This is a genomic window from Bradyrhizobium stylosanthis (assembly GCF_001641335.1).
GTDB classification, from domain to species: domain Bacteria; phylum Pseudomonadota; class Alphaproteobacteria; order Rhizobiales; family Xanthobacteraceae; genus Bradyrhizobium; species Bradyrhizobium stylosanthis.
Map to the genome: position 1 here is coordinate 1,859,794 of NZ_LVEM01000001.1, position 21,835 is coordinate 1,881,628.

At 64.9% G+C, this 21,835-nt stretch carries 21 protein-coding genes; 10 read left to right on the forward strand and 11 right to left on the reverse strand.

Annotation, left to right across the window (positions count from 1 at the left end; translation table 11 throughout):
* The first annotated feature begins 91 nt into the window (after positions 1 to 91).
* The gene (locus tag A7X65_RS09045) at positions 92 to 2,062 is read left to right on the forward strand and encodes a hypothetical protein (protein WP_063683996.1); all 1,971 of its coding nucleotides are present in this window, start codon (positions 92 to 94) and stop codon (positions 2,060 to 2,062) included.
* A gap of 158 nt (positions 2,063 to 2,220) precedes the next feature.
* Here A7X65_RS09045 and aspS read toward each other — a convergent pair whose 3' ends face one another.
* Positions 2,221 to 3,993: an aspartate--tRNA ligase gene (aspS, locus tag A7X65_RS09050; RefSeq protein WP_063683997.1), complete on the reverse strand. Its 1,773-nt coding sequence runs from the start codon at positions 3,991 to 3,993 to the stop codon at positions 2,221 to 2,223.
* 197 nt (positions 3,994 to 4,190) lie between these two features.
* On the opposite strand from aspS, the gene A7X65_RS09055 reads away from it, so the two are divergent.
* Entirely contained in the window at positions 4,191 to 5,663 is a 1,473-nt protein-coding gene (locus tag A7X65_RS09055; RefSeq protein WP_063683999.1) for a protein adenylyltransferase SelO, read from the forward strand.
* Between the two features lie 121 nt (positions 5,664 to 5,784).
* On the opposite strand, the gene A7X65_RS09060 is transcribed toward A7X65_RS09055, so the two are convergent.
* Positions 5,785 to 6,318, reverse strand: a complete 534-nt coding sequence (locus A7X65_RS09060; protein WP_063684000.1) for an REP-associated tyrosine transposase — start codon at positions 6,316 to 6,318, stop codon at positions 5,785 to 5,787.
* A gap of 309 nt (positions 6,319 to 6,627) precedes the next feature.
* Between A7X65_RS09060 and A7X65_RS09065 the strand changes: the two genes are divergently transcribed.
* The 6 genes from A7X65_RS09065 to rnd all read left to right on the forward strand — a co-directional run bounded on the left by A7X65_RS09065 (position 6,628) and on the right by rnd (position 12,203).
* Complete coding sequence (locus A7X65_RS09065) at positions 6,628 to 7,479, forward strand: phosphodiesterase (protein ID WP_063684002.1); 852 nt, start codon at positions 6,628 to 6,630, stop codon at positions 7,477 to 7,479.
* Position 7,480: 1 nt separating this feature from the next.
* Positions 7,481 to 8,431, forward strand: coding sequence for a carbohydrate ABC transporter permease (locus A7X65_RS09070; protein ID WP_063684004.1), 951 nt, complete (start codon positions 7,481 to 7,483; stop codon positions 8,429 to 8,431).
* Positions 8,428 to 9,297 carry a carbohydrate ABC transporter permease gene (locus tag A7X65_RS09075; protein WP_063684006.1) on the forward strand — a complete coding sequence of 290 codons (870 nt, stop codon included), beginning with the start codon at positions 8,428 to 8,430 and terminating at the stop codon, positions 9,295 to 9,297. Before A7X65_RS09070 ends, A7X65_RS09075 begins: the two co-directional genes overlap by 4 nt.
* An 11-nt stretch (positions 9,298 to 9,308) precedes the next feature.
* The gene (locus A7X65_RS09080; protein ID WP_063684007.1) at positions 9,309 to 10,640 is read left to right on the forward strand and encodes an ABC transporter substrate-binding protein; all 1,332 of its coding nucleotides are present in this window, start codon (positions 9,309 to 9,311) and stop codon (positions 10,638 to 10,640) included.
* Between the two features lie 166 nt (positions 10,641 to 10,806).
* Positions 10,807 to 10,938: a hypothetical protein gene (locus A7X65_RS43535; protein ID WP_283806135.1), complete on the forward strand. Its 132-nt coding sequence runs from the start codon at positions 10,807 to 10,809 to the stop codon at positions 10,936 to 10,938.
* Between the two features lie 116 nt (positions 10,939 to 11,054).
* On the forward strand, positions 11,055 to 12,203 hold the full coding sequence (rnd, locus tag A7X65_RS09085) for a ribonuclease D (RefSeq protein WP_063684009.1): 1,149 nt from the start codon (positions 11,055 to 11,057) through the stop codon (positions 12,201 to 12,203).
* A gap of 203 nt (positions 12,204 to 12,406) precedes the next feature.
* Here rnd and A7X65_RS09090 read toward each other — a convergent pair whose 3' ends face one another.
* From A7X65_RS09090 to A7X65_RS09105, 5 genes are all read right to left on the reverse strand, one after another.
* Positions 12,407 to 13,789 (reverse strand): aspartate aminotransferase family protein, encoded by a 1,383-nt coding sequence (locus A7X65_RS09090; protein WP_063684010.1) that lies wholly within the window; start codon positions 13,787 to 13,789, stop codon positions 12,407 to 12,409.
* A 171-nt stretch (positions 13,790 to 13,960) separates the two neighbouring features.
* Positions 13,961 to 14,131 carry a hypothetical protein gene (locus A7X65_RS42580; protein WP_167358221.1) on the reverse strand — a complete coding sequence of 57 codons (171 nt, stop codon included), beginning with the start codon at positions 14,129 to 14,131 and terminating at the stop codon, positions 13,961 to 13,963.
* 30 nt (positions 14,132 to 14,161) lie between these two features.
* On the reverse strand, positions 14,162 to 14,725 hold the full coding sequence (locus A7X65_RS09095; protein WP_063684012.1) for an isochorismatase family protein: 564 nt from the start codon (positions 14,723 to 14,725) through the stop codon (positions 14,162 to 14,164).
* A 25-nt stretch (positions 14,726 to 14,750) separates the two neighbouring features.
* On the reverse strand, positions 14,751 to 15,371 hold the full coding sequence (locus A7X65_RS09100; protein WP_018645421.1) for a GNAT family N-acetyltransferase: 621 nt from the start codon (positions 15,369 to 15,371) through the stop codon (positions 14,751 to 14,753).
* The gene (locus tag A7X65_RS09105; protein WP_063684014.1) at positions 15,358 to 15,969 is read right to left on the reverse strand and encodes a hypothetical protein; all 612 of its coding nucleotides are present in this window, start codon (positions 15,967 to 15,969) and stop codon (positions 15,358 to 15,360) included. The genes A7X65_RS09100 and A7X65_RS09105 overlap by 14 nt, the downstream gene beginning before the upstream one ends.
* Positions 15,970 to 16,043: 74 nt before the next feature.
* On the opposite strand from A7X65_RS09105, the gene A7X65_RS09110 reads away from it, so the two are divergent.
* Positions 16,044 to 17,084 (forward strand): LysR family transcriptional regulator, encoded by a 1,041-nt coding sequence (locus A7X65_RS09110; protein WP_063684015.1) that lies wholly within the window; start codon positions 16,044 to 16,046, stop codon positions 17,082 to 17,084.
* A gap of 37 nt (positions 17,085 to 17,121) precedes the next feature.
* Here the strand turns inward: A7X65_RS09110 and A7X65_RS41610 are convergent, their stop codons facing one another.
* Both A7X65_RS41610 and A7X65_RS09120 read right to left on the reverse strand, forming a co-directional pair.
* The gene (locus A7X65_RS41610; RefSeq protein ID WP_156527709.1) at positions 17,122 to 17,961 is read right to left on the reverse strand and encodes a PilZ domain-containing protein; all 840 of its coding nucleotides are present in this window, start codon (positions 17,959 to 17,961) and stop codon (positions 17,122 to 17,124) included.
* A 194-nt stretch (positions 17,962 to 18,155) separates the two neighbouring features.
* Positions 18,156 to 19,325: an autotransporter outer membrane beta-barrel domain-containing protein gene (locus tag A7X65_RS09120; RefSeq protein WP_063684890.1), complete on the reverse strand. Its 1,170-nt coding sequence runs from the start codon at positions 19,323 to 19,325 to the stop codon at positions 18,156 to 18,158.
* Positions 19,326 to 19,697: 372 nt separating this feature from the next.
* On the opposite strand from A7X65_RS09120, the gene A7X65_RS09125 reads away from it, so the two are divergent.
* Positions 19,698 to 19,904: a cold-shock protein gene (locus tag A7X65_RS09125; RefSeq protein WP_008551638.1), complete on the forward strand. Its 207-nt coding sequence runs from the start codon at positions 19,698 to 19,700 to the stop codon at positions 19,902 to 19,904.
* Positions 19,905 to 19,992: 88 nt separating this feature from the next.
* On the opposite strand, the gene purN is transcribed toward A7X65_RS09125, so the two are convergent.
* Together purN and purM are read right to left on the reverse strand one after the other, a co-directional pair.
* Positions 19,993 to 20,646, reverse strand: coding sequence for a phosphoribosylglycinamide formyltransferase (gene purN, locus A7X65_RS09130; protein WP_063684891.1), 654 nt, complete (start codon positions 20,644 to 20,646; stop codon positions 19,993 to 19,995).
* Positions 20,647 to 20,660: 14 nt separating this feature from the next.
* Positions 20,661 to 21,734, reverse strand: coding sequence for a phosphoribosylformylglycinamidine cyclo-ligase (gene purM, locus A7X65_RS09135; protein ID WP_063684017.1), 1,074 nt, complete (start codon positions 21,732 to 21,734; stop codon positions 20,661 to 20,663).
* Positions 21,735 to 21,835 lie beyond the last annotated feature (101 nt).

The following is a 21,835-nucleotide window of genomic DNA, read 5'->3' on the forward strand; positions in this document are numbered from 1 at the left end:
GCGCTAGCTTTCCGCTAGCTTTCTCTGGACCGCGCCGCGCTTCCCGAATATGGCAGGTTGCGCGGTGCGAAACGAGCAACTGGAGCTGGGAATGAAGCGGATCCTGATCGGCCTGGTCGTGGCAGCCGCGCTCGCCGCCGGCGGATGGTTCGGCTTCAACCTCTACGTCCAGCACCGCGCCACGGCCGAGGTCGAGGCCGCCTTCGAGCGGATGCGCAGCGGTGGCGGCAAGGCAAGCCATGGCAAGATCACGTTCGAGCTCGCCACCCGGACGCTGACGATCGAGGATATCGCGGTCGAGCCGACCCAGCCCGAGCTGGCCAACGTCAAGGTCGCAAAGGTCACGGCCGTCGGCATACGTCAGCCGGACGAGGCCCATTTCTCGGCCGACAGCATCGAGCTATCCGGGGTGGAAGCCGCCTTCACATACACAGAGCGGACGAAGCTGAAGGCGAGCTACAAGATCCCCGAGATCACCGCGCGCGACTTTTCCGGTCCCACCCGTGCGGCCAGCGCTCCGCTGTCCGGCACGGTCATCGACATGTACCGCTTCATCCTCGCCCAATACGCGACCATCTCGGCGTCCTCGATCGTGGCGCCGACCATCGCGGCGACCGTCGATGCGGGCGCCGGCAAAGCCGGCAGCGGAGACTTCCTCTATTCCGGTCTGGAGGTCCGGAACATCAATCGCGGGAAGGTCGAAACGGCGAAGACGGACCGTATCACCTACTCGCTCGATGTGACCCAGCCGGGCAAGCCCGAGAAAATGAAGGGCGAGCTGTCCGGTCTGGCTGTCTACGATTTCGACGGCCACACATTGGCGGCTGCGCTCGATCCGCAAGGGTCGAGCGACGACAGTTTCCGCAGGATCTATCGACGCGTCGCGGCCGCTTCCTACGCGGTGACAATGGCGGCAGGCGTGCGCGTTCAAATCGCCGATGTCGGCATCGACGACATCGCGATCCGGCCCTCGAAATTCCGGCCGGCTGAAATCATGGCGCTGGTGCCGGCTGACGGCTCGATCCCGACGCCGGCGCAGTCGCGCGACATGATCGAGAAGGTGGCCGAATTCTTCGACGGCTTTCAGGTCGGCAAGGCCGAAATCGGCAAGCAAACCATCGAGACGCCGCAAGGGACGGCGAGGCTCAACGCCGTCAAATACGATCCGGAGAAGATCGCGCTGGAAGGCCTCGACATGCCGATGCCGCAGGGGCAGCTCAGGATGGAGCGCTTCGCGCTGAAGTCCTTCAGCGCGGCCAATCTGATGCGCTGGGCGGCAAGCCTCAGGACATCCGGCCAGACGCCCTCTCCGGACCAGATGATGGGCCTGTTCCGCGTGCTCGAAGGCGCCGAGATCAAGGGTGTGGTCTCGCCTTACAAGAACACCCGGCAGCTCATCACCATCGACACGATCAGCCTGAATTGGGGGCAGCTGGTCGGCTCGGTCCCGACCAAGGCCAACCTCGTCGTGAAGATGGTGACGCCCACCGATCCCGCCAATCCGGCGCAGCGGCCGCTGATCATGGCCGGCGTGGACAAGCTCGCGATCGACCTCGATCTCGGCGCCGCATGGACGGAGTCATCGGGCGCTTTCGCGCTCGCGCCGGCCACGCTCGATCTCGGCAATCTTGCGCGGGCGCAGGCGAGCCTGGCGCTCGCCAACGTGCCGCGCGGCCTATTCACCACGACAGATCCGCGGGAGGCCATGGGTCATTTGGCGGAGGCCGAGACCGGCGCGATCGAGCTCTCGCTGCACGACAGTGGCGTGGTCGATCTCGTGGTGTCGCAGTTCTCGCGGATGCAGAACCTCAGTCGCGACGCCGCGCGCAGCAAGATCGTCGAGATGATCCGCGCCCAGGGCGAAAGGATCGCCGCCTCCAATCCCGACACCAGGGTTGCGGTGGACGCGCTCGCCGGCTTCGTCGAGACCCCGGGGCAGAAGCTGACCATCAGGCTGACGCCGCTCGGCAAGGTGCCGGTGATCCAGCTCTTGGACGCGCTGAGCGACGAGCCGATCGTGGCGCTGGCGCAGTTCCGGATCGAGGCGTCGACGGGGCTCTAGGGAGAACGGCCTCGTGTCCCGGACGCGCTGCGGCACGCAGTGACGCTGCGCAGAGCCGGGACCCAGAAAGCTGGTTGCTCGCGGAGACATGGGCCCCGGCTCAGCAGCGCACCACTAACGTGCTGCGCTGCGTCCGGGGCACGAGCAACCGGCTCGCCTCACTTCTGCGGCAGATTCACCCGCACATGCAGCTCGCGGAGCTGCTTTGCCGTGGCTTCCGACGGCGCGCCCATCAGCAGGTCCATCGCCTGCTGGTTCATCGGGAACAGCGAGATCTCGCGCAGGTTCGTGGTGCCGCAGAGCAGCATCACGATGCGGTCGACACCCGCGGCCATGCCGCCATGCGGCGGCGCGCCATACTGGAACGCGCGGTACATGCCGCCGAAGCGGTCGACGACTTCCTGCTCGCCGTAGCCGGCGATCTCGAACGCCTTCACCATGGCTTCCGGCACGTGGTTGCGGATGCCGCCCGAGGCGATCTCGTAGCCGTTGCAGGTGATGTCGTACTGGAACGCCTTGATGGTCAGCGGATCCTGGCCCTTCAGCGCGTCCAGGCCGCCCTGCGGCATCGAGAACGGGTTGTGCGAGAAGTCGACCTTCTTGTCGTCCTCGTTGTACTCGTACATCGGGAAGTCGACGATCCAGGCGAGCTCGAACCGCTCCTTGTCGGTGAGGTTCAATTCCTCGCCGACCTTGTTGCGGGCAAGCCCTGAGAACTTCCAGAACTTGTCGGGATCGCCGGCGACGAAGAAGGCGGCATCGCCTTCCTTGGTGCCGATCTGCGCGCGGATCGCCGCGGTGCGCTCCGGCCCGATGTTGTTCGCAAGGGGACCGGCGCCCTCGCCGCCCTCGCGCCACATGATGTAGCCGAGGCCGGGCTGGCCTTCGCCCTGCGCCCACGAGTTCATGCGGTCGCAGAACGCGCGGCTGCCGCCGCCCGTGGCCGGGATCGCCCAGACCTGGTTCTTGGGATCTTCGAGCATGCGCGCGAACACCTTGAAGCCGCTTCCGCGGAAGTGCTCGGAGACGTCCTGCATCTCGATGGGATTGCGCAGGTCCGGCTTGTCGCTGCCATACTTGCGCAGCGCCTCGGCGAACGGAATGCGGCGCCAGTTCTTGCTCACCGGCTTGCCCTTGGCGAACTCCTCGAACACGCCGGTGATCACGGGCTCCATCGCCGCGAACACGTCTTCCTGCGTGACAAAGCTCATCTCGACGTCGAGCTGGTAGAACTCGCCCGGCAGACGGTCGGCGCGCGGGTCCTCGTCGCGGAAGCACGGCGCGATCTGGAAGTAGCGGTCGAAGCCGGACATCATCAGCAGCTGCTTGTACTGCTGCGGCGCCTGCGGCAGCGCGTAGAACTTGCCGGGATGGATGCGCGAGGGCACCAGGAAGTCGCGCGCGCCTTCCGGCGAGGACGCGGTCAGGATCGGCGTGTTGAACTCGAAGAAGCCCTGCCCCTCCATGCGCCGGCGCATCGACTTGATGATCTCGACGCGGGTCATGATGTTCTGGTGCAGCTTCTCGCGACGCAGGTCGAGGAAGCGGTACTTCAGGCGGATGTCCTCGGGGTATTCCTGGTCGCCGAACACCGGCAGCGGCAAATCGCCGGCCGGGCCCAGCACCTCGATCTCGCTGACATAGATCTCGATCTTGCCGGTCGGCAGCTCGTCATTGTCGGTGCCGTCGGGCCGGCGGCGGACCTTGCCGTCCATCTTGACCACGAATTCCGAGCGCAGCTTTTCGGCCAGCGAGAACGCCGGCGAGTCCGGGTCGACCACGCACTGGGTCAGGCCGTAATGGTCGCGCAGGTCGATGAACAGCACGCCGCCATGGTCGCGAACGCGATGGACCCAGCCCGAGAGGCGGATGGTCTCGCCGATGTTGCTCTCGCGGAGCGCGCCGCATGTATGTGACCGGTAGCGATGCATGGTCGTCCCAAAATCAATGTCGGAGGAAGCGAATCGGACGGCCTGAAACGACCGGTCCGAAGTTGCGGCAGGGTTTACCCGACGAGGCGGGGGGCGGCAACCAAGGGAACGGCCCGATTTGGGCTAGAAGCGCCCATTTTTGGCCGATCTGGCCTCAAGGCTTTGCCATCAGGTGTTCCCCGCCTATCTTTACCTCCATGACCGTCCATTTCCCCTTCCAGAACTCGTATTCGGCCCTGCCGGACAGCTTCTTTGCCCGCGTCGCGCCGACCCCCGTCGCCGCCCCCCGGCTGATCAAGCTGAACCGCCCGCTCGCGGTCCAGCTCGGGCTCGATCCCGACCTCCTGGAGACCCCGGAGGGGGCCGGGATCCTGGCCGGCAAGACGGTCCCTGCCGGGGCCGATCCCATCGCCATGGCCTATGCCGGCCACCAGTTCGGCCAGTTCGTGCCCCAGCTCGGTGACGGCCGCGCCATCCTGCTCGGCGAGGTCATCGACCGGGACGGCGTCCGCCGCGACATCCAGCTCAAGGGAGGCGGCCCCACCCCGTTCTCCCGCCGCGGCGATGGCCGCGCGGCGCTCGGACCGGTCCTGCGCGAATACATCGTCAGCGAGGCGATGTTCGCATTGGGCATCCCGACCACGCGCTCGCTCGCCGCCGTCGTCACCGGCGAGCACGTCATCCGCGAGACCGCCCTGCCCGGCGCGGTCCTGACCCGCGTCGCCTCCAGCCACATCCGCGTCGGCACCTTCCAGTTCTTCGCCGTCCGCCGCGACACCGGGGCGATCCGCCGCCTCGCCGATCACGTCATCGCCCGTCACTATCCGCACCTGCTGCATGCGGCGCGGCCCTATCACGACCTGCTCGCGGCCGTCGTCGCGCGCCAGGCCGATCTCGTCGCGCGTTGGCTCTTGGTCGGCTTCATCCACGGCGTGATGAACACTGACAACTCGTCGATCTCGGGCGAGACCATCGATTACGGTCCCTGCGCCTTCATGGACGCCTACAACCCTTCGCAGGTGTTCTCCTCGATCGACGAGATGGGCCGCTACGCCTACGCCAACCAGCCGCGCATCGCCCTGTGGAACCTGACGCGGCTCGCCGAATGCCTGCTGCCGCTGTTCTCGGACGATCAGGAGAAGGCGATCGCCGAAGCCCAGGACATTCTCGGCGCCTTCGGCGAAATCTTCAGCGACTCCTATCAGGCCGGTCTGCGCAGGAAAGTCGGCCTGTTCACGGAGCGCGACGGCGACGAGGCGCTGATCCAGGACCTGCTCGATGCCATGGCGAAGAACCACGCGGACTTCACCCTCACCTTCCGCAGGCTCGGCGACGCCGCGGCCGATGACGGCACTGATGTGCGCGCGCAGTTCATGGAGCCCGCCGCCTTCGACGAATGGGCCGGCCGCTGGCGCGCGCGCATCGCGCTGGAGCCGCAGGGCGCAACCGAGCGGCAGGCCGCCATGCACGCCGTCAACCCGGTCTTCATCCCGCGCAACCACCGCGTCGAGGCCGTGATCCAGGCCGCGGTGAACAACGACGACTACGCGCCGTTCGAGGAGTTGGTGAAGGTGCTGGCGAAGCCGTACGAGGACCAGCCGGACTACGCCGCCTACGCCGATCCGCCGCTGCCGGACCAGCGGGTGTTGCAGACGTTTTGTGGGACGTGAGCCACAAGCGCAGTGCGTAGGGTGGATTAGCCGAAGGCGTAATCCACCACCTCTCTCAACCAGCGGAAAGTGACGTGGTGGATTACGCTCCGCTAATCCACCCTACGGACCGGCGCAACCTTCACGCCCGCTCGCCAAACTCGCCGACAGCCTTCACGTCGCCGCCCCAATCCGCCGGAAACAATCCCGCGCGGACGTCGCGGTGAAACGACGAGTACGGCCAGTCGCCTACCTTCGAGACATAACCGTGCTTGACGGGATTGTAGTAGCAATACTCGACATGGCGCGCATAGTCGGCTTCGTCACGAATGAGATGCTCCCAAAACCGACGTTGCCAGATGCCGCGCTCGTTGCGTGCTGCACGAACCGCGCTCAGCCGTTCGGTCGACGGTAGCGACTTGGCGAAGCGTGTCTTGATCAAGCGCCAACGCACCGAAAAATTGGAGTCGCCTGGCGGCAATTGCCAAATCGCGTGGAGATGGTCCGGAAGAACCACGAAAGCGTCGATCTCGAAGGAATAGCTTTGACGTGTTGCGGCGACTGCGGCCCGCAAGATTTCGATCTGGTCGGTCAAGAGAGCCTTGCGCCGATCGAGCAGATTCACGGTGAAGAACCAGCATCCTCCGGGGACGAATACTCGGCGATAATCGGACATCTGCAACCGATAGCACAACTTGAAGTTGGCTCACAGTGGTGGATTACGCTTCGCTAATCCACCCTACGGACCTCCTCCTACTTCGTCGCCTTCCTCACCCCGCCGAATGAGCTGCATCGAACTTCTGGGGATCGACGGGCTCGTATCGCGACCACTCCATGCCGGGCACGCCGGCGCAGCGCTCTGTCCACACCCTAGGACCGCCCGCGGGAACCGCTGTCATCAAACTGAAACACACGCGCTCTAACGGGCTGGCAGGGCCGCCTTGCCGGAGGCGCCCATCCTCCAACTGTCCCGACAAAGCGTGCCATGCCCTTCAAATTCATCCACATCACCGACACGCATCTCGCGAACCCCGGGCTGAAGCTCTATGGGCTCGATCCGCGCGCCCGGCTGGATGCGGCGATCGCCGACATCAACAAGCACCAGTCCGATGCCGCCTTCACAGTCGTGACCGGCGATCTCACCCATTGGGGCGAGGCTGAATCCTACGCCAATTTCGCCGACGCGATGGCCGCGCTGAAAATCCCGTACATCGCCATGGTCGGCAATCACGACAAGCGCGTCGCCTGCCTCGACGGTCTCAAGTCCGCGCCGCGCGATCCCAACGGCTTCGTGCAGGGCACCCGCACCACCGAGCACGGCCTGTTCGTCTTCCTGGACACGCTGGACGAGACCAGCCACGCCGGCGAGATGTGCGGAAAGCGCCTCGGCTGGCTCGCGAGCACGCTGGCTGCCGCGTCCGCCGACCAGCAATTCGTCGTGTTCATGCACCACCCGCCCTTCCCGGTCGGCGTCCACGCCATGGATGAGATCGCGCTGAAGCAGAGCGCCGAATTCGCCGAAGTGATCGCGCCCTATCGCGCCCGCATCCGCCACCTCTTCTTCGGCCATGTGCACCGGCCGATCTTCGGCAGCTACGGCAAGATCCCGTTCTCGACTCTGCGCGGCACCAACCACCAGGTCTGGTTCGAGCTCGACGCCAAGGTCACCGATCATCTGGCGAGCCATGAGCCGCCGGCCTATGGCGTCGTCCTGATCGACGATCAGAACCTCGTCGTGCACAGCCACGATTTCCTCGACACCAGTCTGCGCTTCCCCTTCGAGCCACCGGCAGGAGTGGATGGCCGCGACTATGCGCTCAATTTCCCGGCGCGATGAGATGAGCCTCGCTGAACCCGCGGCTCTCCCGGTCGCGGCATCAGTGGCACCGCGTCTGCACGTCCTGAAGCGGTTTTCGAGCCGATTCAAAACCTCGCTGCCGGCCTATCTGCTGCTCCTGCCCTCGCTGATCTTCCTCGCGCTGTTCACCTATGGCGCGATGGGGCGCGTGTTCATCGATGCGCTCTACCAGCGCGCCACGCCCAAAGCGCCGGTTCGCTTCGTCGGCCTCGACAACATCAACGCCGTGCTCGCCGACCCCGCCTTCATCGGCGCCGTCGTCAACAATTTGATCTATGCCGTCGGCACGGCGATCCCGAGCATCGGACTTGCGCTGCTGTTTGCGCTGGCGCTGTCACGCACCCATGCCGTGAACAGTGCGCTGCGCGCCGCTCTGTTCCTGCCGGTACTGATCCCGATGGTCGCGGCGTCGTCGCTGTTCCTGTTCATCTTCCTGCCCAATGTCGGCCTGCTCGACCACTACATCGGCCGGCTGCTTCCGGTGCTGCCGAACTGGCTCGGCGATCCCGACATCGCGCTCTATGCGATCATGGTCATCACGATCTGGAAGAATGCCGGCTATTACATGCTGTTCTTCCTCGCCGGCCTCCAGGCCGTGCCCGAGGACGTGATGGAAGCCGCGCATCTCGACGGCGCGGGGCCGTATCCGCGCTTCCGCCACATCATCCTGCCCGAGCTCAAGCCCACCTTCCTGTTCGTCATCGTGGTCGCCACGCTCAACGCGGTGACGCAGGTCGACCACGTCTTCGTCATGACCAAGGGCGGCCCGTCCAACTCGACCAACCTGGTGCTGTTCTACATCTACCAGCAGGCGGTCGAGCACTACGACATCGGCAAGGCGTCCGCGGCGACGCTGCTGACGCTTGCCGCGCTGATGGGCCTCACCGCGCTCTCCTTCCGCACCATGGCCAACCGCGAGGGCGGGCCATGAAGCTGCTCGATGCGCTCTGGAAGGACGCCCCGCTCGCCACGCGCGGCGAGATCACGCCCAAGCTCGGCTTCCTGCTGACCGTGCTGCTCGCGATCGTCTGGCTGATCCCGCTCCTCTGGATGGGCGTTGCGACGCTGCGCCCGGCCTCGGACGGCATCAACGCCATGGCCGAGCTGATGCCGAGCCTGAAGCCGACGCTCGACAATGTCAGGGATGCCTGGGAGATCGGCGACTTCCCGCGCTACGCCCTCGACACCACGTTCATCTGCGCGGGCATTCTCCTCGTGCAGTTCGTCACGATCACGCTGGCGGGTTTTGCGTTCGCGCGCCTGAGCTTCGCCGGCAAGACGCTGATCTTCTACATGTTCCTGATGCAGCTGATGCTGGTGCCGGTGCTGCTGATCGTGCCGAACCTGAAGCTGGTCGCGCAGCTCGGCCTCTACGACACGCTGACCGGCGTGATGATGCCGTTCTTCGCCTCGGCCTTCGGCACCTTCCTGATGCGCCAGGCGTTCGAGGCGATCCCGACCGAGCTGGAAGACGCCGCGCTGATCGACGGCGCCAGCCTGTTCCAGCGCATCCGCCACATCTACGTGCCGCTGTCGATGCCGAGCTTCTCGGCCTTCGCCATCATCTCCGTCACCAGCCACTGGAACGACTTCCTGTGGCCGCTGATGGTGATCAATTCGCCGGACAAGCGGCCGCTCACGGTCGGGCTCTCGGTGTTCACCGCGACCGCGGAGGGCACCCAGGCCTGGGGCACCATCGCCGCGGGCACGCTGATGGTGATCGCGCCCCTGCTCGTCACCTTCCTGATCTTCCAGAAGCGTTTCATCAGTTCTTTCGTCACCTCAGGCATCAAATAGGAGAATTTTCGATGCTGTTTACCCGCAGGCTCATGCTTGGCCTCGCCATGGCCGGCTCAATGGCAGGCGCCCTCGCCGTCCCCGCGATGGCCGAAGGTCCGACCGAGATCGACCTGTTCTTCCCCGTTCCCGTCGACGGCAAGCTCGCCCGCGACATGGGCACCTTGATCAAGGAGTTCAACGAGACCCATCCCGCGATCAAGGCGACCGCCGTCTACACCGGCTCCTATGACGACACGCTGATCAAGACGCGCGCATCGATCAAGGCCGGCAAGCCGCCGGCCGCCGTGATCATGTCAGCCAACTTCCTGCTCGACATGCAGATCGAGAACGAGCTCACCAATCTCGATCCCCTGATCGCCGCCGACGGCACCACCAAGGACCAGTTCCTGGGCCAGTTCTTCCCGGCGCTGCAGGGCAACGCGGTGATCAACCGCTCGGTCTACGGCGTACCCTTCCACAATTCGACGCCGCTGCTCTACATCAACGCCGACAAGGCCAAGGAAGCCGGCCTCGATCCGAACAAGCCGCCGCAGACATGGGCCGAGCTCACCGACTGGGCCAAGAAGCTCACCAAGCGCGACGGCGACAAGGTGACCCAATGGGGCATCGCGATCCCCTGCGCCTATGATTATTGCGGCTGGATGATGGAAACGCTCACCATGAGCAATGGCGGGCGCTACTACAACGAGGAGTTCGGCGGCGAAGTCTACTACGACACGCCCTCGATGCTCGGCGCGCTGACCTGGTGGAACGACCTCGTCACCAAGCACAAGGTGCATGCGCCCGGCGCCACGCCCGGCCCGGCCGTCAGCACCTCCTTCATCTCCGGCAATGCCGCGATGATGATGCTGTCCACGGGCTCGCTGACCTATGTGCGCGACAACGCCAAGTTCAACTACAAGGTCGCCTTCATCCCGCGCAACGTCCGCAACGCGGTGCCGATCGGCGGCGCCTCGCTGATCGTGCCGGCAGGCCTCGAGGCCGACAAGCAAAAGGCCGCCTGGACGCTGATCAAGTGGATGACCTCGCCCGAGAAGAGCGGCTGGTGGAGCCGCGCCACCGGCTATTTCGCGCCCAACATGGCCGCATACAAGACGCCCGAGATGGTCGACTTCCTGAACAAGAACCCGGACGCCAAGACCGCCGTCGAGCAGCTTGACGTCGCAAAGCCCTGGTTCGCGACCTACAAGACCGTCCCCGTCCGCAAGACCCTCGAGGACGAGGTGATGCTGGTCCTCAACGGCAAGAAGCAGCCGAAGGAAGCCCTCGTCGCCGCCCAGAAGGCCGCAGATGAGACGCTGAAGCCGTACAATGCGGAGACGTCGCTGAAGCTGCCGTAAGGCCTCCAGCTCATCGCATGAACGACCATCGGCGCTCCGCCATGCGGGGCGCCGAAATCGTTTGAGCCCCCAAATCCATTAACCCCTCGTCCACCATTCCACCCGCCCCTCCGCCGGTAACCATCGCAATTAACAGACCATCAACGCCCCGCCGACAAATCTACCGATGTTTCTGGAGATTTCCGCCGTGGATCTGTTGGTTTTCGAGTTCCTGGGGCTGGCACTTGTGGCCATGTGCGTGGTCGTGGTGGCGCTGCCCTGCGCCCGCAAATCCTCGCACCGGATCCGCTACGAATAGGAATTTCGTCGGAAACAGGCGATTCCGGCCCGATGCAAGGCTCGAATTCGCTTAGAGCCCCTTGACATCACAGCACTTTCGGCAGAACGGCTGATACCAAGTGTCATGGGCCGTTCATGGATTTGATTACCACCACCGCTGACCTCGCGGCTGCCTGCAGCCGGCTGGCCAAGCACCCCGTCATAACAGTCGATACCGAGTTCCTCCGCGAAACCACCTACTACCCGCTGCTATGCGTGGTGCAGATGGCGAGCGCCGAGGAAGCGATCGTCATTGACGCCCTCGCCGAGGGCATCGACCTCAAGCCGTTCTTCGAGCTGATGGCCAACGAGGGCGTGCTGAAGGTATTCCACGCCGCCCGCCAGGACATCGAGATCATCTGGCACCAGGCCAACATCATCCCGCACCCGGTGTTCGACACCCAGGTCGCCGCCATGGTGCTCGGCTATGGCGACAGCATCGCCTACGACCAGCTGGTCGAGAAGGTGACCGGTCACCGCCCCGACAAGACCCACCGCTTCACCGACTGGTCCCGCCGGCCGCTGACCAAGGAGCAGATGCATTACGCGGTGTCCGATGTCACGCATTTGCGCGATGTTTTCGCCGCCCTCGACGCCGACCTGAAGAAGCGCCGCCGCAGCGAGTGGGTCTCCATCGAGATGGAGATCCTGACCTCGCCGCGAACCTACGACTTCCACCCCGAGCGGGCCTGGGAGCGGCTGAAGACGCGCGTGCGCAAGCCCAAGGACCTCGCCGTCCTGATGGAGGTCGCCGCCTGGCGCGAGCAGGAAGCGCAGAGCCGCGACGTGCCGCGCGGCCGCGTGCTGCGCGACGAGGCGATCACCGACATCGCCACCCACGCGCCAAACACGCTGGAGAAGCTCGCGAACCTGCGCTCCGTGCCGAAGGGTTTCGAGAAGTCCAAATGGGGCGCGGACATCGTCGCCGCGGTCGAGCGCGGCCTGGCGCGGGATTTCTCGACGCTGCCGAAGCTGGAGAAGCCGCGCAACAATTCCAACGGCGCGGCCATCGTCGAGCTCCTGAAGGTGCTGCTGCGGATGACCGCCGAGCGCCACGCGGTGGCAAGCAAGGTGATCGCCACCGTCGACGACCTCGAAGAGATCGCAGCCGACGATGCCGCCGACGTCCCCGCCTTGCGCGGCTGGCGCCGCGAGCTGTTCGGCGAGGCCGCCCTGAAGCTCAAGCGCGGCGAGTTGGCGCTCGCGATCGAGAAGGGTCGCGTGATCGGGGTTCAGCGGGCCTAGGTCCGCGATCCCTCCCCGGCGTCGTCCCGGCCTAGTGCGCAATTGCGCACGGGGGCCGGGACCCATAACCCCAGGGACAGGTTTGACGAAGATCCGTCGTTCGGTACTCCGACCGCCACCAACCGACAGATCACGCGGTATGGGTCCCGGCCTTCGCCGGGACGACACCGAAGATGTGGCGGCAGGTCCGCCTGGAATGCCCCCTACGCCGGCGTCAGCTTCGCCACTTCCGGCTTCATGTCGTTCAGCACGCCCGCGATCGCGGCGACCAGATCGTCGATCTGGGCCTTGGTGGTGATCAGCGGCGGGCAGATGGCGATGGCATCCAGCATGTTGCGCGAGATCACGCCGCGCTCCTGCAGCATGCGGCTGGCCATGCCGCCGACGGCGCCGGGCGTCGCCGCGGCCGTCTTGCGGGTCTTGTCGAGCACGAGCTCGAGCGCTGCGATCATGCCGACGCCGCGGACCTCGCCGACCAGCGGGTGGCTGGTGAGCTCGCGCAGCTTGCCCTGCATGTAGCCGCCGAGCTCGGCGGCATGCGCGACCAGGCCGCGCTCCTCGATGATCTTGAGGTTTTCCAGCGCGATCGCCGAGCCGACCGGATGGCCGCCGGCGGTGAAGCCATGGCCGAGCACGCCGATCTTGTTGCTCTCGTCCGCGATCGGCTCGAACATGCGGTCGTTCATGATGATCGCCGAGAGCGGGAAATAGCTCGAGGTGATCTGCTTGGAGACCACGATCGCGTCCGGCTTGATGCCGTAGGTCTCGCAGCCGAACATCTTGCCGGTGCGGCCGAAGCCGCAGATCACCTCGTCGGCGACCAGCAGGATGTCGTACTTCTTCAGGACCGCCTGGATCTTGTCCCAATAGGTCGCCGGCGGCACGATGACGCCGCCCGCCCCCATCACCGGCTCGCCGAAGAACGCGGCGATCGTATCCGGCCCTTCCTTCTGGATCAGCGCATCGAGCTCCTCGGCCCGGCGCGTGGCGAACGCCTCCTCGCTCTCACCGGGCGCGCCGTCCTTGTAGAAATGCGGCGAGCCCGTGTGCAGGATGTTCGGCAGCGGCAGGTCGAACGAGCGGTGGTTGTTCGGCAGGCCGGTGAGGCTCGCCGAGGCGATGGTGACGCCGTGATAGGCGCGCATCCGGCTGATGATCTTCTTGCGCTGCGGCTGACCGAGCGCATTCGAACGATAGGCGATCAGCTTCAGCACGGTGTCGTTGGCTTCCGAGCCGGAATTGGTGAAGAAGACCTTGCTCATCGGCACCGGCGCGAGCGCCACCAGCTTCTCGGCGAGATCGATCGAGGGACCGTGCGATTTGGCGGAGAACGTGTGGTAGAACGGCAGCGCCTGCATCTGCTTGTGCGCCGCTTCGACCAGGCGCTTCTCGTTGAAGCCGAGCCCGACGCTCCACAGCCCCGCCATCGCCTCGAAATAGCGCTTGCCCGCTGCGTCGAACACGTACGGACCATCGCCGCGCTCGATCACCAGGGGACCGGCCTGCTGATGGGTACGGGCATTGGTGTAGGGATGGAGCTGGTAGGCCACATCCCGGGCCTCTTGCGAATTGGGCAGCATGGACATTGCGGGATTCCTTGAAGTCGTCACGTCGCAGGCACAGCCAGCGATCATCACGCGATGATCGGATTGCTTGGGTAGTTACTTGGCTATTGCGACAGCGCAGAACTTGCAACGTCAATTCGTCGGCAGCAAGCGCTCGGCAGCGTTGCACAAAGCCGCATGCGGGGCCGGCCCTCAGGCCGCGCTGTCGTCGTCCCCGTCATCGGAGGCGGCTACGGCCTCCCTCACCTCGACCAGCGCCATCGAAAGCAGGTAGACCGTCGTGGGCAAGCCGACGCGGCGCGCCGCTTCGACGGCACGCGACAGGTCGCTCGCCAGCTCCTTGAGCTTGTCTCCCCGTGACAATGTCCAACCCCATCCGCCGGTCGCGGCCGCCTACACCGCGACGGCGCCGCTGGTTCTGATCAGTTCGGCGCTGGATTGGATTGTAGCAAAATTCCCGACGACATTCACTACCGCCTGCTTGTAGGCGGCAGCATCGCCCACGCCCGGTTTCCGGCAGGCCACGGCATCGGCAGCCATCTGGTAGCGATGGCTGCGGTGAAACCCGTCAACGGCGGTGGCCAGGATGGTTTCGTCCAGAGAGAAGCCGATCAGCACGCAGCGCACGTTACGGATGTTGGACATGTAGTCCACGAACCGGGACGAGCTATAGGCCGAGGGCAGCGGATGTTCGAACGTCATCTCGCCCGGCCGCGGCTTCGCCTCGGCGATCCAATCGGTCAGCCTGGATGCCGGATTGAACCAGGCCGCCTGCGCGATGCGCTTCAGATGCATCACCGGCCAGAGATTCTGGCGCCACATTGCAAGGAGTTCCAGGCAGCGCACGGTGGCCGCCTCGCCGTCGAGGATGACGTGGCGGCGACCAGGGGTCAGATATTCGGCCTGGAGATCCGCACAAACCAGGATCGGCGGATCATCGGTGATGGATGCCAGCATTATCTTGCGTTTGACTGCACCAGTTTCAACGATCGGCGAGCGCGAGGTCCCGCAGCGGCGAAGTCACCGCCCGCCCCGCGGAGGCATCGAGCACGCCCGGCCGGTCCCAATCGCCCTCGGGACGGATGATCACGTAAGGATCGCTGTCCAGCGTGATGGCATCCGGCCCCGGCTCGATCTCCAGCAGCATCTCCGTGTAGGAGAAATCCGAGAAGGTGATCTTGCGGTTGTGGCCGAGCGGCTTGGCGCCGAAATGTGCCCAAAAATCGACCAGCCGGTCCTGCGCCTGGCCGTAGATCTTGCGAAACCCCTTGCGCTTCACGTAGTCGACGCTCGCCTGCACCAGCTTGAACGAGACCCGCGAGCGCCGGTACTGGTGCCGCACCGCGAGCCGTTCCACCTTGGCGAAATCGCCGAAGAAGCGCACCCGCAGGCAGCCGGCCGGCTCGTTGCCGACATAGCCGATGAAGTGCGCGGCAACCATGTCGTTGCCGTCGAACTCCTCCTCGAACGGACAATCCTGCTCGGCGAGATAGACTGCCGAGCGGATGGCGGTCACCAGCATGAGATCGCTGGGATCGCGCGCGAGGCGGATGGTGATGGCGCGGGAGTCGGGCTTCGCGAGAGGAATCCTAGTACCGTGCATCTGCAAAACTCCTTGCTTGGATCATCACGCCCGGCATGCGCATCGGCTGCCGGTGCCAGGGGCGCTCGTAGCACCACAGGTCGGGTTGGAAGCTCGGGACCGGTTCGAACCCGGTCGCTCTCATGATCTCGCGTCCGGCCACGGTTGATGGCTGCGCATAGCAATCCGCGCCGCGAAATCTTACCTGCCGCAGATGAGCCGCCGCCTTGCCGAGACCTGCGATGCCCCGCCCCGTTGCGGCGATCGCCCAGATGTAGATGGCTGCAACGTCTTCCCTCGCGGAAGCGAGGTACTCAGTCTCGGGCGCGGTGAGGCAGATCTCGTCGAGCAGCAGCGCATCGTGCCCGCGGTCGTTGAGGAACAGGAAGGCCATGCCGCCGAGCAGACGGCCCTTCCGGCTGAATGTCAGGATGCTCTCGGGATCGAATGTGTAGTATTTCGCGAGGTCCGCCGTCCCGATCCGCACGCCCGGCACCAGCCGGCGCGCCATGTCGGAAAGCGTCGCAATTTCGGAAAATTGCGCACAGCGGACATCGACCTCCGGACTGAGCGGCAACGCGTCGAAATCATGCCTTGCGGCAAACGAGCCCCTTTCCATACCCGGATCGCCCCTCTATCGTTCGCGGCTTTCATGCCCCGCTATATCGAGCTTAGCGGCTGGGGATCAGGAGTATGCAGCAGTTATTGCACCGGGGTGCTGCGATGATGCAGCACCGTGAAGAAGCCCTGGGCGCGTCCTGGGATGATTTGAAGCTGTTTTTAGCGTGCGCAAAATATAAAAGTTTCCGCAACGCTGCCGAAGAACTCGGCCTCACCTCGACGACGCTGATGCGCCGGATCGACCGGCTAGAGGAGAGCATCGGCTGCAAGCTGTTCTTGCGGGACCAGAGCGGGCTCACGCTCAGCGACGAAGGCACCGCGATGATTGCCGACGTCGCGCACATGGAGCGTCACGCCTTCAACGTCTTCCGCCGCGCCTCGCGCTCGTCGAACGATACGTCGGGCACCGTGCGCGTCGCGGTGACGGAAGGTCCCGGCAATTTCTGGATCCTGCCGCGGCTGATCGATTTCCAGAAGACCTATCGCAAGATCACCGTCGACCTGCGCTGCGCGATGGAGCAGGCCGATGTCGCACGCCTGGAGTCGGACATCGCGATCCAGCTCGAGCCGCCGACCAATCCCGACCTGATCGTGGCCAAGCTCGGCCGCCTGCACATCTATCCGTTCGTCTCCAAGGAGTACGAGAACCTTTACGGCCTGCCCGCAAACCTCGCCGACTTGAAGAACCATCGCATCATCAAGCAGAGCGCGCCGCAGGTCGACGATAGCGCCTATGCCCGCGTGCTCGGGCTGAAATCGCTCGAGGGCATCGTCGGCATCAAGACCAACTCGTCGGTCGGCGTCCTCTATGCGGTGGAGCGCGGCGCGGGCATCGGCTTCCTGCCGACCGTCTCGATCGCGCTCGGCGCGCCGCTCGTCGCCGTCGATCTCGGCGTGAGCCATCACGCCGATCTCTGGCTCACCTATCACAAGGAGTTTCGCGGCTCGGAGCGCCACAAGATCGTGGTCGATTGGCTGAAGAAGATCTTCGATCCAAGGGTCCATCCCTGCTTCCGGGACGAATTCATCCATCCAAACGAGCTGGTGTCGATGATGACCGCCGCGCGCGAGGGTTTTGGATTGACCGGCTACGTCGCGGCAACGCCGGTTTAACCTGGTTCGCCGGACGGGTCCGGCTGCATGCGATGCATCAGCCGAAGCGCACGCCGATCCGCTTCGGCTTGCGCCAGACCACGGTGCAGTGCCGCTCCGCCGATTCCATTTCGATCACCAGACGGAAATTGTCGGGAACCAGCGCAAGATTTGCATCCTCGATGGAAGCGCCGCCGGCGGAAATATCGCGGACCATGCAGGTCAGCCTCTTCCCGGGAAAACTGATCTTGGCAGCACGTCTCACGGCGCGCCGCGGTAACCCGCGATTGTCGCGCGCGCTGGTCGCCTCCCTCTTGCCTCGCGCGCAGTTCGATGCGGCGATGTCCGGCTGCTTCGCGGCCTCGCTCGACCTGATCAGGCCCGAGAAGACAGTCGTGGCCTGCATCTTGAAATCGCCGACCACCTGGCGACGCGTGTTGACGTTGGTCAGCTGCAGCGACGCCAGGATTTGTTCGACGACGCCATCACGACCAAACGGCAGCAACAGCCGGTGACAATCCACGCGTTGACCGTTGGGGCCAATGGTCGAGATGATCGCGTAAACGGCGCCCCCCTTGCTCGTGCAATGCTTCGCGGCATCCAGTGTCACGCGCCGCAGCGACATCGGCACGACCTCTTCCATCGTCTTGCCGGCCCAATCCGAGTTGAAAGCCTGCGATACGTTCTCGCCCTGATACAACGCGCGGAATTTCTGGCGAGGCCGCTGGCCCTCGACATTCCAGACGACGAGTTGCTTTGGATCGTGCGGCAACGCCATTGCGTCGAGCTCAGTGAAAGCCGGAAAACGCCGGCCGTCCGCCAGCCGATCCCAATAATCGGTGAGCGCGCGCTGGGAGGGCGATTTGATCGCCCCAGGCGAAATGAGCTTGAGCGTCATCCGGTTGATCCGACCTGCGTGAGGCTTAAACACTGCAGGAAGTGACTTAAGGATGGCTGAAAACGGCCCTCGAACCGCTCGTCATGCCGATACCGTTTCCCGATCCTAGGGAGCCAGTCGACCTACCAAGATACCGCGCCGAGGCCGCTACGCTCTTGCCGTCTTCTTTAGGCGCGTGCGGATGATGCTTCGCCTCACCATCGGTATTCGAAGCCGAGCGTGCCTTGGTGCGACGTCAGCTCGTTGCGGAACTTGCCGTCGTAGTTGACGTAGAGCCGCGCGGTGTTGGTCAGGCTGAGCGAGGCCGAGGCGCCGGCATCCATGCCGTAGCGGCTCTCGCCGATGCCGGGGACGATGATGCTCTGGGTCCCGAGACTGACCTGCACCGATCCAAGGTCCTGATAGAAATTGTCGACGAACTTGCCATAGGCCGACAGGTCCAGGATCTTCTGGTCGAAGATGAAATAGCGCCCGATCTCGGCACCGACCATGACACGTGCGCGCGCGAGCGTCGTCGAGCCGACGTTGAGCGGATCGAGCCCACCGGCCTCCTGGAACGCGACGCTGGTGGCGCGCACATATTCGAGCGCGCCCTTGGGCACGACGCGCATCTGGTCCTTGGTCCAGTAATAGCTGATCTCGGTCAGCGCGCCGTCGACGGCGGCACGATAGCCGGCGGTCGCGAGGCCAAAGCCGGTATCGCGGCTGGAGTGGACCTTGCCGAAGCCATGAACCACCGCGAAGGCCCATGTCCACGGCCCCTTGTCGACCGAGCCGTTGAAGCCGAGCTGGGTCAGGTCGAGCGTGGCCGACTGCAGCGCCAGCGGCACGTCGATGTCGGTGTGGCTCTGATCGATCGAGAAACCGAGATTGACGCCGGGCGCAACCCGCGCGCCGAAACCGGCGACGCCGCCGAACGTCCTGCGCTTGTCGCCGACGAAGTCGCCCTGGGCGTCGGTGCGGACCGAGATGCCATAGCCCTCGAACCAGGTCCGGTAGCGAGGATCTTCGGTGGCGGCGGCCGCACCACCGCCGCCGGGGTTGGTCCGGAACGACCGGTCGAAACCATTGGAGGCCTGGTTGCCGAGCCGCTCCAGGAATCCCGACCCGAAATTGAGCATGCTGTTGCCGGCCGACTGATTGAAGTTGGTCGAGGTGGGCATCGGGATAGGGGTCGGCGACGGCGTGGGCGTCGGGGTCGGAGTGGGCGTCGGGCTTTGAGCAAGGACGGGCGCAGCCGCAGCCATCGTCACGACCAGCGCAAGCGCGATGACTGCAAAAGTCCTCGCGACCGCAGCCCTCACCCGGACGCGGCCCAGCCCGATCATCTGCCGTGTCCCGAAGGGCTGCGAGGCGCAGCGCATGACGACCAATCCCGAAGCAAATCGCGGCCCGCAAAAATGCAACATGGGCGGCTCGCGCATGCGGCGATTTGTGCCGAACTGCCACGGAGGGTCAACCGGTTGGCACGCCATCACCGAGGCTATTGCCTCGATTGTGGTTCCTCGGCCACAGGTCGCAAATAGCAGACGATGGCACCCGCCCCGGTCTTGAAATTCGCGCGCTGCTTGCTAACGCGCGATTTTCGTGTTGCAATATCCGACACAATCGGAATTGGCCGCTCGACTGTGCGTTTCGCGACGATGAGACTCGAACAGACTTCCGGAAGCCCGTTTGTGGCGTGGCACGCGAAAAAGCGGCCGCGTCTTTTTTCTGTCTAGTGGAGGAGACTGAGGATGCCACAAAAGGGCACCGTCAAATGGTTCAACCCGACCAAGGGCTATGGGTTCATCAAGCCGAACGGCGGCGACAAGGACGTGTTCGTCCATATCTCGGCCGTCGAGCGCGCCGGACTCTCGACCCTCAACGAAAATCAGGTGGTTGAATACGACCTCGTGGAGAACCGCGGCAAGTCGTCCGCGGAGAACCTCAAGGTCTCCTGATTTTCTCTCAACGACACGCGAGAGATCATGACGTTGCCCCCGGCTCTGCCGGGGGATTTTGTTTGGGGAGACGAAACGTTTCGGCGCTTCAGCTCACGACAGGCGCAACCAGAAAATTCTCCGACGCTGCGCTCCCCGCCGTCCTGCACACATCGCCCTCGATGCGGATCTTGCCGGTGGCCAGCAGCCGCAACGCTTCGGGATAGATGCGGTGCTCGACTTCGAGAATGCGCTCCGACAGCGTGTCCGCGGTGTCGTGGTCGCCGACGGGAACCGCGCCCTGCATCACGATCGGGCCGGCATCGGTCTCGGGGATCACGAAGTGCACCGTCGCGCCGGACAATTTCACGCCGGCGCGCAGGGCCTGGCCGTGCGGGTCAAGGCCCGGGAACGAAGGCAACAGCGAGGGATGGATGTTGAGCATCCGCCCGTACCAGGCCATCGTGAACTCGGCCGTGAACAGGCGCATGAAGCCGCCGAGACAAATCAGCTCGATGCCGTGCTGGTCGAGGGCTGCCTGCAGCACCTTCTCGAAGCCGGCACGATCCTTGCCGAACGGCTTGCTCTCGATCACCAGCGTGTTGACGCCGCTCGCCCTGGCCCGTTCGAGCCCGAGCGCGTCGGCCTTGTTCGAGATGACGAGCGAGATCTCCGCCGGGAAATCCGCGGCAGCGGCGGCCTTGATCAGCGCGGCCATGTTGGAGCCGCGGCCGGAGATCAGGATGGCGACACGGCGCTTCATCACAGCGCCAGTCATCACAATGCCATGTCGAGATGGCCGTTGTAGACGACGCGATGCTCGCCCTCGGCCGGAATCACGGTGCCGAGCTGCGCCACGGTCTCGCCGGCGTCGGTGAAGACCCGGACGACCTCGTCGACCTTGTCAGGCTCGACGATCGCGATCATGCCGATGCCGCAGTTGAAGGTCCTGAGCATCTCGAGCTCGGCGATGCCGGCCTGCGCCGCCAGCCATTTGAACACCGGCAGCACCGGCAGGCGCGCCAGATCGATGCCGACGCCCAGATCCTTCGGCAGCACGCGCGGGATGTTGTCGGTGAAGCCGCCGCCGGTGATGTGGGCGAGCCCCTTCACCGCCCCTGTCTCGCGGATCGCGCGCAGGCAGGATTTGACATAGAGCTTCGTCGGCGTCAGCAGCGCGCCGCCGAGCGTCATGACCGGCGCGAACGGCGCAGGTGCCTCGAAGCCGAGGCCGGACTGTTCCACGATCTTGCGCACCAGCGAGAAGCCGTTGGAGTGCACTCCCGACGAGGCCAGGCCAATCACGGCATCGCCCGCGGCGATGTCCTTGCGCGGCAACAGCGTGCCGCGCTCGGCGGCACCGACGGCAAAGCCGCCGAGATCGTAATCGCCATCCTTGTAGAGGCCGGGCATCTCGGCGGTCTCGCCGCCGATCAGCGCGCAGCCGGACTCGCGGCAGCCCTCGGCAACGCCGGCGACGATCGAGGCCGTGGCCTCCGGATCGAGCTTGCCGCAGGCGAAATAGTCCAGGAAGAACAGCGGCTCGGCGCCCTGCACCACGAGGTCGTTGACGCTCATGGCGACGAGGTCGATGCCGATCCCGCCATGCAGGCCGGTCTCGATCGCGATCTTCACTTTGGTTCCGACGCCGTCGGTGGCGGCAACCAGGACAGGGTCCTTGAATCCGGCCGCCTTGAGGTCGAACAGGCCGCCGAAACCGCCGATTTCGGCATCGGCGCCCGGCCGCGCGGTGGCGCGCACCATCGGCTTGATCAGGTCGACCAGGCGGTTGCCCGCGTCGATATCGACGCCTGAATCGGCGTAGGTAAGGCCGTTTTTGCGGTCGGTCATGCCGGATTTCCAGTGGGTTTGCGGCTGGTTACGTCGAATTCCGGGGATGCGCAATGGCTCGCATGGCGCTCCCGGCCGTACTATGTAGATATCAACCGGTT

What these genes read in the sequence shown, in the direction of transcription:
- A7X65_RS09045 (WP_063683996.1), top strand. Translation starts at nt 92, where the DNA reads ATGAAGCGGATCCTGATCGGCCTGGTCGTGGCAGCCGCGCTCGCCGCC.
- aspS (WP_063683997.1), bottom strand. Translation starts at nt 3,993, where the DNA reads ATGCATCGCTACCGGTCACATACATGCGGCGCGCTCCGCGAGAGCAAC.
- A7X65_RS09055 (WP_063683999.1), top strand. Translation starts at nt 4,191, where the DNA reads ATGACCGTCCATTTCCCCTTCCAGAACTCGTATTCGGCCCTGCCGGAC.
- A7X65_RS09060 (WP_063684000.1), bottom strand. Translation starts at nt 6,318, where the DNA reads ATGTCCGATTATCGCCGAGTATTCGTCCCCGGAGGATGCTGGTTCTTC.
- A7X65_RS09065 (WP_063684002.1), top strand. Translation starts at nt 6,628, where the DNA reads ATGCCCTTCAAATTCATCCACATCACCGACACGCATCTCGCGAACCCC.
- A7X65_RS09070 (WP_063684004.1), top strand. Translation starts at nt 7,481, where the DNA reads ATGAGCCTCGCTGAACCCGCGGCTCTCCCGGTCGCGGCATCAGTGGCA.
- A7X65_RS09075 (WP_063684006.1), top strand. Translation starts at nt 8,428, where the DNA reads ATGAAGCTGCTCGATGCGCTCTGGAAGGACGCCCCGCTCGCCACGCGC.
- A7X65_RS09080 (WP_063684007.1), top strand. Translation starts at nt 9,309, where the DNA reads ATGCTGTTTACCCGCAGGCTCATGCTTGGCCTCGCCATGGCCGGCTCA.
- A7X65_RS43535 (WP_283806135.1), top strand. Translation starts at nt 10,807, where the DNA reads ATGTTTCTGGAGATTTCCGCCGTGGATCTGTTGGTTTTCGAGTTCCTG.
- rnd (WP_063684009.1), top strand. Translation starts at nt 11,055, where the DNA reads ATGGATTTGATTACCACCACCGCTGACCTCGCGGCTGCCTGCAGCCGG.
- A7X65_RS09090 (WP_063684010.1), bottom strand. Translation starts at nt 13,789, where the DNA reads ATGTCCATGCTGCCCAATTCGCAAGAGGCCCGGGATGTGGCCTACCAG.
- A7X65_RS09095 (WP_063684012.1), bottom strand. Translation starts at nt 14,725, where the DNA reads ATGCTGGCATCCATCACCGATGATCCGCCGATCCTGGTTTGTGCGGAT.
- A7X65_RS09100 (WP_018645421.1), bottom strand. Translation starts at nt 15,371, where the DNA reads ATGCACGGTACTAGGATTCCTCTCGCGAAGCCCGACTCCCGCGCCATC.
- A7X65_RS09105 (WP_063684014.1), bottom strand. Translation starts at nt 15,969, where the DNA reads ATGGAAAGGGGCTCGTTTGCCGCAAGGCATGATTTCGACGCGTTGCCG.
- A7X65_RS09110 (WP_063684015.1), top strand. Translation starts at nt 16,044, where the DNA reads ATGCAGCAGTTATTGCACCGGGGTGCTGCGATGATGCAGCACCGTGAA.
- A7X65_RS41610 (WP_156527709.1), bottom strand. Translation starts at nt 17,961, where the DNA reads ATGACGCTCAAGCTCATTTCGCCTGGGGCGATCAAATCGCCCTCCCAG.
- A7X65_RS09120 (WP_063684890.1), bottom strand. Translation starts at nt 19,325, where the DNA reads ATGCGCTGCGCCTCGCAGCCCTTCGGGACACGGCAGATGATCGGGCTG.
- A7X65_RS09125 (WP_008551638.1), top strand. Translation starts at nt 19,698, where the DNA reads ATGCCACAAAAGGGCACCGTCAAATGGTTCAACCCGACCAAGGGCTAT.
- purN (WP_063684891.1), bottom strand. Translation starts at nt 20,646, where the DNA reads ATGAAGCGCCGTGTCGCCATCCTGATCTCCGGCCGCGGCTCCAACATG.
- purM (WP_063684017.1), bottom strand. Translation starts at nt 21,734, where the DNA reads ATGACCGACCGCAAAAACGGCCTTACCTACGCCGATTCAGGCGTCGAT.